Annotated in this window: 12 protein-coding genes; all 12 read left to right on the top strand. The window is 50.1% G+C overall.

What is annotated here, in order from left to right; genetic code table 11:
* Positions 1–223: 223 nt before the first annotated feature.
* The 12 genes from KTH89_RS10945 to KTH89_RS10890 all read left to right on the top strand — a co-directional run bounded on the left by KTH89_RS10945 (position 224) and on the right by KTH89_RS10890 (position 13,505).
* Positions 224–1,897, top strand: coding sequence for an ABC transporter substrate-binding protein (locus KTH89_RS10945; protein ID WP_238721690.1), 1,674 nt, complete (start codon positions 224–226; stop codon positions 1,895–1,897).
* 112 nt (positions 1,898–2,009) lie between these two features.
* Positions 2,010–2,984 (top strand): ABC transporter permease, encoded by a 975-nt coding sequence (locus KTH89_RS10940; RefSeq protein WP_238721688.1) that lies wholly within the window; start codon positions 2,010–2,012, stop codon positions 2,982–2,984.
* Positions 2,981–3,874: an ABC transporter permease gene (locus tag KTH89_RS10935; protein ID WP_238721686.1), complete on the top strand. Its 894-nt coding sequence runs from the start codon at positions 2,981–2,983 to the stop codon at positions 3,872–3,874. Before KTH89_RS10940 ends, KTH89_RS10935 begins: the two co-directional genes overlap by 4 nt.
* A gap of 13 nt (positions 3,875–3,887) precedes the next feature.
* Positions 3,888–4,922 carry an ABC transporter ATP-binding protein gene (locus tag KTH89_RS10930; RefSeq protein ID WP_158342387.1) on the top strand — a complete coding sequence of 345 codons (1,035 nt, stop codon included), beginning with the start codon at positions 3,888–3,890 and terminating at the stop codon, positions 4,920–4,922.
* 12 nt (positions 4,923–4,934) lie between these two features.
* On the top strand, positions 4,935–5,888 hold the full coding sequence (locus KTH89_RS10925) for an ABC transporter ATP-binding protein (RefSeq protein WP_158342388.1): 954 nt from the start codon (positions 4,935–4,937) through the stop codon (positions 5,886–5,888).
* An 88-nt stretch (positions 5,889–5,976) separates the two neighbouring features.
* Positions 5,977–6,837 (top strand): MBL fold metallo-hydrolase, encoded by an 861-nt coding sequence (locus tag KTH89_RS10920; RefSeq protein WP_158342389.1) that lies wholly within the window; start codon positions 5,977–5,979, stop codon positions 6,835–6,837.
* Between the two features lie 83 nt (positions 6,838–6,920).
* Positions 6,921–7,781, top strand: coding sequence for an MBL fold metallo-hydrolase (locus KTH89_RS10915; protein ID WP_238721684.1), 861 nt, complete (start codon positions 6,921–6,923; stop codon positions 7,779–7,781).
* A 27-nt stretch (positions 7,782–7,808) separates the two neighbouring features.
* On the top strand, positions 7,809–8,465 hold the full coding sequence (locus KTH89_RS10910) for a hypothetical protein (RefSeq protein WP_158342391.1): 657 nt from the start codon (positions 7,809–7,811) through the stop codon (positions 8,463–8,465).
* A gap of 115 nt (positions 8,466–8,580) precedes the next feature.
* Entirely contained in the window at positions 8,581–10,182 is a 1,602-nt protein-coding gene (locus tag KTH89_RS10905) for a helix-turn-helix domain-containing protein (RefSeq protein ID WP_158342392.1), read from the top strand.
* Positions 10,183–10,192: 10 nt separating this feature from the next.
* Positions 10,193–10,966, top strand: coding sequence for a sensor histidine kinase (locus tag KTH89_RS10900; protein WP_158342393.1), 774 nt, complete (start codon positions 10,193–10,195; stop codon positions 10,964–10,966).
* Positions 10,967–11,001: 35 nt separating this feature from the next.
* A complete protein-coding gene (locus KTH89_RS10895) occupies positions 11,002–12,462 on the top strand; it encodes an ATP-binding cassette domain-containing protein (RefSeq protein ID WP_238721682.1) in 1,461 nt (486 codons plus the stop codon).
* Positions 12,459–13,505, top strand: coding sequence for an ABC transporter permease (locus tag KTH89_RS10890; protein WP_158342395.1), 1,047 nt, complete (start codon positions 12,459–12,461; stop codon positions 13,503–13,505). The genes KTH89_RS10895 and KTH89_RS10890 overlap by 4 nt, the downstream gene beginning before the upstream one ends.
* Positions 13,506–13,738 lie beyond the last annotated feature (233 nt).

Here is a 13,738-nt window from a genome sequence, read left to right as displayed (position 1 = left end):
AGAAATGCTATCATTTTAAACAGAAAAGGACGAACAAAATGTAAAAAAATATTTAAAATGTCAAATGAAATAACAGGTGTGTTCCGGCCGGCGGCATTTGTTGTATTGATTATTGCGTTTTTGAAGAAGTGGTTCGTCATATTTCACAAAATATCCAAAGACATATAATGGGCGTCCTATTCAAGTGATAACAGAAAATGATGATCAAAAGGAGAAGGAATCTATGAAACGAATACTGGCCCTTATTCTAGTGGGAATTATGTTATTAACCCTGACTGCCTGCGGCAGGCAGGAGAAACCGGCTGATAATACAGCACAGCCTGCGGGCAACGCGGTCGCAGAGCAGGACAAAGGCGCAGCGGCTTCTGCACCCTCCGGGACGGAGACTGGTACAGCGGGAGCGGCTGTGGCAGAACATGTCAATCTGGCCCTGTCCTCAGACCCGGGCAGCCTGGCTCCCTGGGAACCCTCATCGGATGGAAGAAAAATGTATGCGGAAGTCTATGAAACCCTGTTTAACTATACCTCATTCGGCGGGGATTTCGTAGGTATTATCGGGAAGAGCTATGAACAACTGGATGATTTTACATACCGGGTTTACCTCTATGATTACGTGAAGGATTCCGGCGGCAGCTCCATCACCTCCGAAGATGTGGTGTGGAGCTACGAACAGTGTATCGCGGGAGGCGGCTATAATAACCGTGTCAAAGATATCGTGGACGTGGAAGCGGTGGATGACTACACACTAGATTTTACCTACGCGCAGGTTCTGGATTATGCATCCTTCTGCGAATCTATGATGATCTATATCGTAGATAAAGAGACCTATGGGAGCATCGGCGAAGAGGAGTACGCGCCGCATCCGGTCGCAACAGGACCTTATCTGGTGGATGAGTATACGACGGGTTCTTACTACAACCTGACTAAAAATGAGAACTACTGGCAGACAGAGGATAAGAGAAGCGTTATTCAGCAGCAGAACTGTAATTCCATTACTTATAAAGTGATTAATGAGACCGCACAGTTAGCGATCGCGCTGGAGACCGGCGAGGTGGACATGGTCGCGGGTATCGACTCAGATAATATCGGATATTTCTATGATACCGGCAGCCAGGCGGCACTTGATGGATGGTTCGTACAGTCCGAGCTGAGTGTTCCCTGTTATTCCCTGGTACTCAACTGCAGTGATAAGAGTGTGTTAAAAGAGCATAACCTACGGCTGGCAGTCCTGTATGCCATCGATAACGAAGCGCTTCTGGCTACAGCGGTCAATGGCGAGGGAAAAGTGGAATATACGGACGGCGGACAACAGTATTCCGGGTTTCAGCAGGCAATGGCGGATGCGGCGGCTGAAAACTGCTACGGCTGTGATCTGTCCAAATCCGCAGAATATTTGAAAGCAGCCGGATATGAATCCGGTGAGCTGAAAATATCCCTGATGTGTGCGAATTTCACCCAGAATGTGGCAGTGATTCTTCAGAGTCAGCTACTGGCGGCAGGAATCAACGCGGAAATCAAAGCCTACGAACCGGCGCTGTATGAGACCTATTGCACACAGGACGACCAGTGGGATATGGTTCTGGCCTTTAAAGGGAAGAGCTCCGGCCTGTTGACTGATTACTGGGCGCATTTCCTGGCCACCAACAGTTACGGCCAGGCCAACATGATCCATGATGAGAAGCTGGCATCCCTCTATGCAAACAGCCTGAGCCAGGATGCGACGGACGAGGATATTCTGGCCTGCCACAACTATTTTACGGAAATGGGATATTTCTACGGCCTGTTCAACAATCAGGAATATATCGTGGGCAAAGAGGGTGTCACCAATTTTGTGACTTCCGGGCAGTACGGCATTATACCGGGCGCGTGCACTTATTCATCGGTATTTAATCAATAAATAACAGCTGGAGTTTGAAAGAATAGAGCAGCGGCCGTACGATCACGACTGAAGGCAGAGGCAGCCATAGCCGGTGATCGGCGGCCGTTTGCTGTAAATGAGGTAAGATGCCATGATAAAATATGTGATAAAAAGGCTTCTGTGGATGATACCGCTCATCTTAAGTGTAACGGTGGTGATCTTTACGCTGATGTATTTCGTACCGGGCGATCCGGCCAGGATCGTGGCCAGTACGGATGCGGATGAGGAGGATGTGGAACTGATCCGGGAGAAGCTGGGACTGGACCAGCCCTATATTGTCCGTCTGAAGGATTATGTGGAGGATGTATTTTTCCATTTTGATTTTGGAACGTCGATTACGAACGGTTCCTCGATTCAGAGTTCTCTGATGGAGAGATTTCCAAGGACTCTGCTGCTGACGGTGAACAGTCTGGTGCTGACGATACTGATCGGGATTCCGCTGGGGATTATCGCGGCAGTGAACCCGAATACGTGGAAAGACCGGATCGCGATGTTTTTCTCGCTGGTGGCCGTATCGATACCGCCGTTCTGGCTGGCCCTGATGCTGGTCATTGTATTTGCGCTGAATCTGGGGTGGCTGCCTATGATGGGAATCGGGAGCTTCAAATATTATATTTTGCCGACTATTGCAAATTCGGTGATCGGGATCGCTATGCAGGCGAGACAGACCCGCTCTTCTATGCTGGAATCTTTGAATTCCGACTATATTGTGACCTGCCGGGCGAAAGGACTCTCCAGAAAAGGGATTATTTTCCGCCACGCGCTGCCCAATGCCAGTATACCTATTATTACGGAGATGTTTTTTACTTTGAGCGGGGGGATCGCGGGATCACTGATTATTGAAAATGTATTCAGTATACCGGGGATCGGAGTGTATCTGGTAAATGCCCTGAATAGCCGCGATTATCCGGTGGTGCAGGGAACGGTTATTTTTATTGCGATCTGGGTATGCTTGCTGAATCTGATTACAGATTTGGGATACGCTTTCGTGGATCCGCGCATCAGGGCTGGTTTCACGGGCAGCTCTAAGAAGCGGAGCAGGAACAAAAAGGAGGTGGCTGTATGAGTGCAGGAACTGCTGCCCTGACTTTGCCCAATGCAAAGCGTAAGAAAAAGGTGGGAAGCTTTGCCATCTTCTGGCGGAGATTCCGCAGACAAAAGATGGCTATGATCTGCCTGGTCATTCTGCTGGTCATCCTGCTTGCCTGTATTATGGCACCGCTGATTGCTCCATACGGATATGAGGTGATGGATACCTCCGCGATTAAACAGGGGCCGTCCCTGAAGCATCTGTTTGGTACGGATGCTATGGGCAGAGATATATTTTCCCGCTGTCTGTACGGCGGACGGTACTCGATCGCTATTGGTCTGCTCTCCACCGCCATCGCGCTGGTGGCCGGTGTCATAATTGGCGCTGTCGCTGCTTATTTCGGCGGGGTAGTGGATATGGTGATCACACGGGTCCTGGACCTGTTTTCCTCACTGCCCAGTATCCTCCTGTCACTGACGATCTCAGCGGTCCTGGGCGCAGGATTTACCAATCTGCTGATCGCGCTGGCTGTCAGTTCCATCGTGATATATGCCCGGGAGATCCGCGCGAAGATGCTGTCTATCCGGGAGATGGAGTATGTGGAGGCGGCGAAGGCTACGAACTGCAGTGTATTCCGGATTATGTTCTGCCACATTGTGCCGAACGCTATGACACCGGTGATCGTGGCGGCGACCATGGGAATCGCTTCCCAGATTCTGAACGCGGCGACGCTGGCCTATATCGGTCTCGGTGTACAGCCGCCCAGCCCTGAATGGGGAGCCATGCTGGCTGACGCCAAGACTTATATCCGACAATTCCCTTATATGCTGGTGGGGCCTGGGATGCTGATCGTTATCTGTGTGCTCTGCTTTAATATCATCGGTGACGGTATCCGGGATGCCATGGATCCGAAGCTGAAAAATTAACAGGAGGCCGGAGATGGAAGAATTAAAGCGATCAGAACAGCTAAACGTGAAAGATAATGTAAATACGAAAGTTAAATTAAAGGATCAGGATGCATTTTTAAAAATTAATCACCTAGTAGTGGAATATACGTCGGAAGGGGAAGTGATCCATGCGGTAAATGACGTATCCCTGTCCCTTCGGCGGGGGAAGACGCTGGGCCTGGTGGGAGAGACCGGGGCGGGAAAGACCACTATCGCCAAGGCAGTCATGCGGATTCTGCCGGAACGCTCTTCCAGGATACCCGGCGGAGAGATTGAGTTCAATGGGAGGGATATCTTATCCCTGAGTGAAAAGCAGATGCAAAAGATACGGGGAGAGCAGGTGTCCATGATTTTCCAGGATCCTATGACGGCTTTGGACCCAGTGAAAACCATGGGACAGCAGATCGCCGAGGTGGTGCGGCTGCACAACGATGTCAGTAAAAAAGAGGCGGCCGTCCGGGCGGAAGAAATGCTGGAATTAGTGGGGATTCCCGCCAGCCGTGCCGGGGAGTACCCGCATCAGTTTTCGGGAGGGATGAAACAGCGCGTTGTGATCGCGATCGCACTGGCCTGCCGTCCCAAGCTGTTGCTGGCCGACGAACCTACCACAGCCCTGGACGTGACCATCCAGGCGCAGGTCCTGCGCATGATCAATGATTTAAAGAGGAAGCTGAACACCTCTATGATTCTGATTACTCATGATCTGGGAGTGGTGGCGCAGAACTGTGATGACGTTTCGGTGATCTACGCCGGTGAGATCGTAGAAAGTGGTACGAAGGAGGATATCTTCGATCATCCCTCCCATCCGTATACGATCGGCCTGTTCGATGCACTTCCAAAGCTGGACAGCGGCGCCAGCCGCTTAAAACCCATTGTCGGACTGCCTCCGAACCCTACGGACCTGCCGACGGGCTGCCGGTTCCATCCCAGATGTCCTCTGGCCACAGAAGCCTGCGGGCAGGGAAAGGTTCCGATGAAGGAACTCACATCCGGGCATTTCTGCCGCTGTAACAAGAGAAAAGAATAGGAGGGAAGTCATATGTCAGCATTGCTGGAAACACAGAATTTAAAAAAGTATTTTAAAACTTCCCGGGGACTGCTGCATGCGGTGGATGATGTTACCTTTACGATACAAAAGGGTAAGACCATGGGAATCGTAGGGGAATCCGGCTGTGGAAAATCTACACTTGGACGGACGCTGATTCACCTGCTGGAGAGCACTGGGGGGCGCATCCGGTTTGAGGGGAGGGATATCACATCCGTCAGCCGCAGAGAATTAAAAAAGCTCCGGGAAGAGATGCAGATCATTTTCCAGGATCCGTTCTCATCCCTGAATCCCCGTTATACGGTGGAGAAAGCCATACAGGAGGCGCTTAGGCTGACCGGCCGATACAGCCCGTCCCAGATCCCGAAGGAAACCGACCGGTTAATGGAATTGGTGGGTATCGATCAGCGCTTGCGGACATCCTACCCCCATGAGTTGGACGGAGGACGGCGGCAGCGGGTCGTGATCGCACGGGCGCTGGCACCGAATCCCAAATTCATCGTATGTGACGAGCCGGTGAGCGCCCTGGATGTGTCCATACAGGCCCAGGTGCTGAACCTGCTGCAGGATCTGCAGGAGAACATGGGACTTACCTATCTGTTCATCACCCACGATCTGTCGGTGGTGAAGCATATTTCCGACGATATCTGCGTCATGTATCTGGGCCAGATGGTCGAGACCAGCCCCTCCGATGAGCTGTTCACCATGCCGCTGCACCCTTATACGAAAGCGTTGCTGTCCGCGATACCCACTATTGATATTCACACTCCGATGGAAAATATACCGTTGGAAGGCGAGCTGACTTCCCCGGTAGATCCCCAACCCGGCTGCAGGTTCGCGGCACGCTGCAAATACGTGTGTGAAGCCTGCGGCAAACCTCAGCAGTTGGAAGAATTAAGGCCCGGCCATTTTGTCAGCTGCTGCAGGGCCAAAGAACTAAACATGTGATTAGGGACATGTCCAAATCAGTTTGGGACATGTCCAATCTGAAATGGACATGTCCCAAAACGTTAAATTGTGAAAGAAGGGTAAAGTTATGAACGAGTTTGATTTCCTATCCCATGAGCAGCTCCGTGAACATCTGTATGTTGTACATGAAAGCTTTGAAAAGGGAAGCTGCTTCAATATATTTGTTGTGACAGGTGATGACAAGACCGCAGTGTTTGACGCGGGTTTTGGCGTAACGGGCGGGCTGCGACGTTACATCGAGACATGCATTACCGATAAAACCCCGATGGTCTGCTATACCACCCATGGAGACCTGGACCACATCGGCGGGGCAGCTTTATTTGATGAAGTCTATATGAATGAGCGTGAACTGCCGAAATTAGAATGGAATCTGAATGTAGAGCGGAGGTTCAGCGACCTGAAAATGTTCAGTCATAATAATCAGGAACTGATTGAATTCTGCCGGAAGCATTATGTCTGCAATGAACATCTGAAGACCAAAAACATAGAGGACGGCGACGAGATCGATCTGGGAAATATAAAGCTGGAGGCAATAAAACTCCCTGGCCATACCCCCGGTTCACTTGCCTATTACAACAGAACCGAAAACTACGCCATCATGGGAGATGCCATACTGCGGACCAGCAGTTGGCAGAGATGCCGTGACTTACAGGAATGCCTGGACTGCTACACCAGATTCATCGAAATGGTGCCGGAGGATATCATATTATACAGCAATCATGGCTATGAGACTCAGACGATCCGCGATTGTCTTGAATTAAAGCAGGCATTTGAGGAAATCCTGGCCGGAGACACGCAGGAGGATGAGCCTTTCCAACTGATCTTCGAATACATAGATCCCGAAGAATTGGAATATGATGTACGCCAACACAAGTGTGGTTCCTATAACGTTCCCTACGATTCCAAAGTTCTGCCTCAAAATCCCTGAAATTTTGCAAAAGCCTTACCTTTTAACGATCAAAACCATAACTTATTTCGAGAAAGAACCCAGAAAGGATGTCACATGATACTATGATAAATGATTTTACTTTCCTATCCCATGAAAAACTGAGGGACCGCCTATACCTGATCCGTGAATGTTACTTAAACCCGGAAAACATTTTTAACATTTACGTTGTCCCAGGAGCCGACAAGACGGGCATATTTGATACCGGCCTGGGAGTAACGTCCGGCCTGAGAAGCTACATAGAACGGAACATAACCGCCGGCCCCAAACCCATGCACGCATATATGACGCATGTGGACCTGGATCACTCCGGAGGCGCCATACTCTTCGACGAAGCCTGCATGAACGAACGGGAACTGCCCAAACTAGCCTGGAACCTGAATGTAAAGAGACGTCTAAGTGACCTGGGCGTATTCTGTAAAAACAACCGGGAAGTCTTACAATACTGTGAAGAACACTATCTGCACAACGAAGGCATAGCTTTCCAAAACATCGATGACGGGGATCTGATCGATCTTGGAGGAGTAAAATTCGAAGTTATCAAACTTCCGGGCCACACCCCAGGCTCTCTGGTCTACTATAACAGGGCTGAAAATTACGTACTGGGCGGTGACGCGATCCAGCTGCATAACACCTGCCAGCGCTGCCGGGATCTGAAAGAAAGCGTATTCTACTATGAAAGATTCATCAAGCGGATGCCGGAAGATGTAATCATCTACACCGGCCATGAGCGGTCTCACCTGACCCTCGCAGCAGCCCGCGACATCCGAAATGGAATGCAGGAAATCCTAGCAGGCCGTACTGAGGAAGACACCCCTTCAGGAATGCCATTCCCCTGCATCGATCCGGAAGAGCTAGATTATGACGTAAAAGAACACAAATGCGGCCAGGTAAGCGTCATATACGATGCCAATACTTTAAAATAAAATAATACCGGACAGGAGAAAAGCAAATTGAAAATGTTCTATGAATTGCCAATGGCAAACCTAAGCGACGAAGAAATGTTTGAAAAAATGAGAATCCGGGAGCTGGTAGAATACGACCGCTACTGCTGTGATTATAGCCACAAACAGGAAGAAAGACAACTTTGGCATGAGGACGGCCAACTGTTCACCACCTGGTTCAAGGGTCCGGTAAGCGAATACCTGGGGAATCCTACCATCATGCCCAAACCCTGGCCTCAGGGTGAACCTCATGAAATGCACGGCCACCGGATCAACAACACAGTAGTCTGGCTAAAGGGCACCCGTGCCATTGCCGAAGTCCTCTGCTTCCTGAACTTCCGCTCCAAACTGGGTGTAGAATGGATGGACTCCCAGTGCTGGTGCCGTATGCATTACCGTGTGGAAAAACGCGCGGGCCGGTGGGGTATACTCTACTTTGAAGGAATCTACGAAAAAGACCGCATGGATCCGGTATTCACAGACAGCACATTCCAAATCCCTAGAACAGAACTTACCAAATACCGCCCCATTAACTGGAACATGGCAATCAGACGCGATGCCTTTATGGGCGGCCTGAAAAATGCCGACCAGTGGGCGGGGGCTGACCACCCGGAGACATTGAAACGTCTCTATGATGAAAGCTCCCGCTGGCTGGCTGAAGAATAGGAATAAAAGTAACAGCAGCATAAAGAAAAATACAGCAGCGCAGTAAAACAGTAGCGTTTGAAGTTTGCACCCAGTCATGATATGATCGAAGAAGTAGATATAAGGGGGATGAACTATGTGCGGCACTATGACGACGAAGCTTAAGGTGGTAATCGCAGACGATGAGCAGCTCATCTGCAGTATGCTTGCCAAACTGATCAACTGGGATGAGCTGGGTCTCATGCTGGCCGGCCATGCCTGCGATGGCGGGGAGCTGCTGTCCATAATAGAGTCAGGACAGCCGGATATCGTAATCACGGACATCTGCATGCCGCTGATGGACGGCCTGGACGTGATCCGGGTGGCGAAGCAGCGTGGATACCCCTGCCGGTTTGTGGTGATCAGCGGATACCGTCAGTTTGATTATGCCTATAACGCGTTAAAATATGATGTGGCCGACTACCTCTTAAAGCCGATCGATGCAATAGAATTAAACAGCGCGCTGAAAAAAATATCCGAAGACCTTCGGGCAAACGGCGCGTCCTCCCAGGATGATACCGGGATGCTCCGCAGCTTTTTCATGAAAAAAGCGTTCTATGATACGGAAACTTCCGATTTATCCATGGAAAGCCTGAACGGCACTTACGGCCTGAACTTTCGGCCGGGTCTGTTCCGTTTCTTACTTGTAAAAATCGACTATACAGATGATATCAAGATAATCTATGAAAATCTGTCCTCCCTGCAAAAGAAGGTGGAAGAGACAATAGACAGAATCTTCGGACCTTTGTGCCACGATATTCTGTACGACCGGAAAACGGACCGGGTGGAAGTCCTGCTGAACTACGAGGAGGAAAAAGACAGGGAAATCCGGCAGAATATGCCGGCCCTCCTGCTACAGGCGAAAAATGTGACCGACCTCTTCTTGGGGCTGTACGTAACCGTGGGTATCGGGAATGAATATCCGGATCTGGCCGGAGCCATATGTTCCCGGGACGAAGCGCAGAAAGCAGTCTGGGCCCGCATGGTGCTGGGGTTTCAGAAGGTGATCTTTTTCGGCGAGACGAAGAACTCCTCCCAGTCTCTGTATGAGGATAAGATGAAAAAGCTGGCTGCTAAGATCCGGCAGTCTTTCGAGACGCTGAATGTTACGGAGTTCCGCCGCTGTACCGAGGAATTCTTCACATTGCCAAAACATATTCTGGGAGGAGCTATCGCCTATGAGGCTTTGAAAGATCTGAAAAATGCATTCTTCGATATTAATGAAAAATTGATCGATGCGTTTGCGGATGTGAATACCATGGCCAAGGAGACGACCTATGTGCTGATGATGGCTTATACGATGGATAAATACGCTGCGGCGTTTCAGGAGAAATTTTCGGGCATTATGGAGGATATCATGGAGCATACCCATACCCAGAATGCCCGGCCTATCCGGCAGGCCGTCACTTATATTGAAGAACATTATAAGGAGCATATTAGCCTGGAAATCGTGGCAAATGAAGTGACGTTAAGCCCGGTCTATTTTTCGGGGATGTTCAAGCGGGAAGTAGGGCAGAACTTCTCAGAATATGTCACGGACTATCGGATCAAGAAGGCAAAAGACCTGTTAAAGCGAAGTAATCTGAGCATATTGGAGATCTCAGACGCCGTTGGTTTTAAGGATCCGAAATATTTCAGCAAGATTTTTAAAAAAGCGGCCGGAATAACGCCGGCGGAGTACCGGAAAATCTACGGTTGAGGTGTTGCGTATGAAAAAATGGAGGATTCTTACCGAAGAACGTTTGGAGCATATTATCCAAGAACGGTTAACGCAGGCTTCCAGAGAGGCCGCCAGAAATTATGAGCGTGATATTTTGATGAAGCAGGCCAGTATTCAGACCCTTCAAAATCAGATTAATCCGCATTTTCTTTATAATGCCCTGGAGTGCATTCGGGGGCAGGCACTGATTGACGGTTCCGGGGACATTGCGGCCATCACTCAGGCCCTGTCACATTTTTTCCGTTACAGTATTAGCGGAAAGAGCGATCTGGTTACATTAAAGGATGAACTGGAAAATGTGAACAGTTATATTTCCATCCAGAAGTTCCGTTTCCGGGACCGCTTCCGTTACCAGATGATGATGGATGATGAGGATGAGCTCCTGCTGGACGCGGTGCTGCCAAAGCTTACGTTGCAGCCGGTGGTGGAGAACGCTATCATTCATGGATTCTCGCAGATGACCGCAGGCGGGGAATTGAAAATAAGGATCCTGAAGATAGACCGGCATGTCAGCGTGGTGGTATCGGATAATGGACGGGGTATGGACGCGGAAACACTGGAGAGGTTCACGGACAGTATTCGCGTGGATGATCTTCCGGCGGGGGAACGGGAACGGCGGACAGGCATCGGAATGCAGAACGTGGACCGAAGGATCAAGCTATATTTCGGAGAGGAATACGGACTGGGAATCAACAGCTGCCCAGGTATGGGAACCGATGTGGAGCTGTTTTTTCCTTTTTGCCTGTCGGTACAGAATCTATGAGAAGAGAATTGTTCCGTGCAAGGGGAATCGTATATATGTTGGACGGCAGACCGGTGCTGGATGGCTTGAACCTGAATGTGTTCCAAGGTGAGAGCTTGGGCATTTTCAGTGTCTCAAAGTCGGTCCGGAACGCGCTGGTACAGGTATTGGTGAATCGGGTTTCTCCGGTTTCCGGTATACTTTTTCTGAAGGGTGTTCCGCTTACCCGCAGTACGGAGGAGACAGAATCCATGTCTGTGATCCGGATACTGCCCAGAAGTTCCCTGGTCCAGGCGCGCACGGTATGGGAAAATATTCTGGTTATCCGCAGGCGGCGTCATTTTTCCTTTCTGATGAATCCGTTAATCATGAGAAAGCAGGCTCAGAGCCTGCTGGATGAATATGGGCTGCAGATCGATGCAGGATGTCTAGCGGGTGGGCTCACGCCGGCCCAGCACTATATGGTGGAGATCCTAAAGGCCTATGTGATGGGGGCGCAGATCATATTGATCGATGAGTTCCCGTTTAATTTTACTGCGGATGAGTATCGGAAGATCCGCCAGTTGATGAAGCAGATCCAGAACAATGGAATCTCTTTCCTGGTCATCAGCAGCCACATGGAGGCTATCAAGGCTACCACGGAACGGATCGCGTTTCTGACCCGGGGGAAAGTGCTCCGCATATTTTGCAATATCCCGGAGCAGCAGGAGGGGATCAACCGGATGGTCAGTGTGCTTCTGCCATCCACACCGGTGGAGAAGAGCCCGGCGGAGACCATGGAAAAAGAGATGTCCTGCCGAGTGAGTTTTGATACCTATACGGGAAAGCGCCTGGAGGTCGACCTGTATCGGGGAGATGTTACGGTAGTAATCGATCTATCCAGAACGTCCTTAAAAGCGCTGAGCGGGGACGGGGAGGTGGCCAACGGTTCTGTTTTCATGAATTTCGACAGAAACGTCTGTGATACCGGCAGCGCCGGTGATGTCATTCGCACCCGCCCGCATCCGCAGATACCGGCGCGCCGGCATCCACATGTCCTGGCCATGAGCTTTGGTGACCATGACCAGATGGCGGCAGGTCTCGCGCCGGTGGACAATCTGTGTATGGGCGTATATCGGCGCTTCTCTACACTGGGAGTGGTGAAACCGCGCCGGATGCGCAGTGTGAAACAGGAATTTTCCGAGTGGTATGAAAATGAATGGATTATGGAGCAACCGGACAGCACGGAACTGTCCAGACGTGCCAAAGCTGCGATTGCCATGTACAGGATGCTGCTACAGCGCCCCGATGTTCTGATCGGACGGATCGTCAGCACCAACAGGGATGTCTATACCTATCAGATCGTCCGGAAAGGGCTGCGGGATCTGGCAGCCGGCGGGACGTCGGTATGCCTGCTTCTGTCCGGGACGGAGCTGCTTCAGGATTTCGCGGACCGCTATATTATTATTACAGAAAATGGAGTTCATTATAATGTTCCCTATGAACAAACGGTCAATATGGACGGAGGGGTGTCATGAACGGCAGAGAAGGACATATAAAGATTTTATCAGGTAAGATTTTGCATAATCTCTATATATTCGGCTTATATGGCCTTGTCATGCTGATGTTTACCATACTGTCACCGGATTTCCTGGAGGTATACAGTCTCGGGAAAATCATCTGGCGTAATACGTATGTAGTGATCATGACCATCGGGCTTTCTTTTGTGATGGCAGGCGGATGGATCGATTTTTCAGCAGGATACCAGATTTCCCTGGTTTCGGTGCTGGCCGGGCGGCTGCTTGGCGCAGGAGTACATCCGGTCATTGTTATCCTTCTTAGTCTTTTTGCGGGACTTTTCTGCGGGCTACTGAATGGTTTTCTGACTGCGGTACTGGGGCTGGCGCCATTCGCTGCGACCTTTGCCACACAGGTGATTTTCAAAGGGATTTCCTATACCATATCATCCGGCAGCGTGTTCTCGAATCTGCCTGCTTCCTTCCGCGTGCTGACACAGACGAAGATACTGGGGATTCACACCGACATCTGGATCGCGGCCGTGTGCCTTATGGTTGCTGCATTTGTCTTTGCATTCACATATCTGGGCCGCTATATTAAAGCGATTGGGGAAAATGAGGAGGCGGTGTGGCAGTCGAATGTGAATGTGGCGTTGATAAAAATGGTCTGTTTTCTTATCAGCAGCTTTTTCTGCGCGCTGGCTGCGCTGATCATGATATCACAATATGGGAGAGCCACGTCCTATAATGGGGCCGGTATGGAAATTTTTGGCATTACTGCGGTATATTTAAGCGGAGCTGTGAACTCGGAAGCGTCAAAGACCGGCAGCGGCTATCACGCGTGGCGGCTGGTGATGGGGGTGCTGATTCTGGAAACCATCGAGACCGGGATGAAGTTGATGGGGTGGAACCAGTTTATCCAGTATATCGTAATGGGCGGGATTCTGGCCTGGGCTTTTATGAGATCCGGGTATTTTAGCAGAAATGTACGCAGGCAGTATGACGCGGGACATTCGCTGCTAGGGAAAGGCAGGAGAAAAGGAAAAAATTTTTATAAATTTTAGAGGTCCAGATTTTCCAGTATTGCAGATCCCCGGAGTAACTTTAACCGAGCCGCTTCTATTAGAATTTCTGATATTTACCTTTGCCCGTTGGATGGTGTGTCCGACGGGCATTTTAGGGAAATAAATGTAGCGGGAAGGAATGTAAGTTGAACAAAAGGATATCTTCCCTACAAATAAACCGCCAATATACCACAGCGCAAAACGCTTGTTTAAGCATCTGCATTTTGGTAGAA

The sequence above is a fragment of the Diplocloster agilis genome (assembly GCF_019042275.1).
Lineage (GTDB): Bacteria > Bacillota > Clostridia > Lachnospirales > Lachnospiraceae > Diplocloster > Diplocloster agilis.
This window is presented reverse-complemented; position numbering and strand designations above follow the sequence as displayed.

Bases quoted from the DNA above. Each gene is read 5' to 3' on its own strand.
- KTH89_RS10945 (WP_238721690.1), top strand. From the start codon at position 224: ATGAAACGAATACTGGCCCTTATTCTAGTGGGAATTATGTTATTAACC.
- KTH89_RS10940 (WP_238721688.1), top strand. From the start codon at position 2,010: ATGATAAAATATGTGATAAAAAGGCTTCTGTGGATGATACCGCTCATC.
- KTH89_RS10935 (WP_238721686.1), top strand. From the start codon at position 2,981: ATGAGTGCAGGAACTGCTGCCCTGACTTTGCCCAATGCAAAGCGTAAG.
- KTH89_RS10930 (WP_158342387.1), top strand. From the start codon at position 3,888: ATGGAAGAATTAAAGCGATCAGAACAGCTAAACGTGAAAGATAATGTA.
- KTH89_RS10925 (WP_158342388.1), top strand. From the start codon at position 4,935: ATGTCAGCATTGCTGGAAACACAGAATTTAAAAAAGTATTTTAAAACT.
- KTH89_RS10920 (WP_158342389.1), top strand. From the start codon at position 5,977: ATGAACGAGTTTGATTTCCTATCCCATGAGCAGCTCCGTGAACATCTG.
- KTH89_RS10915 (WP_238721684.1), top strand. From the start codon at position 6,921: ATGATAAATGATTTTACTTTCCTATCCCATGAAAAACTGAGGGACCGC.
- KTH89_RS10905 (WP_158342392.1), top strand. From the start codon at position 8,581: ATGTGCGGCACTATGACGACGAAGCTTAAGGTGGTAATCGCAGACGAT.
- KTH89_RS10900 (WP_158342393.1), top strand. From the start codon at position 10,193: ATGAAAAAATGGAGGATTCTTACCGAAGAACGTTTGGAGCATATTATC.
- KTH89_RS10895 (WP_238721682.1), top strand. From the start codon at position 11,002: ATGTTGGACGGCAGACCGGTGCTGGATGGCTTGAACCTGAATGTGTTC.
- KTH89_RS10890 (WP_158342395.1), top strand. From the start codon at position 12,459: ATGAACGGCAGAGAAGGACATATAAAGATTTTATCAGGTAAGATTTTG.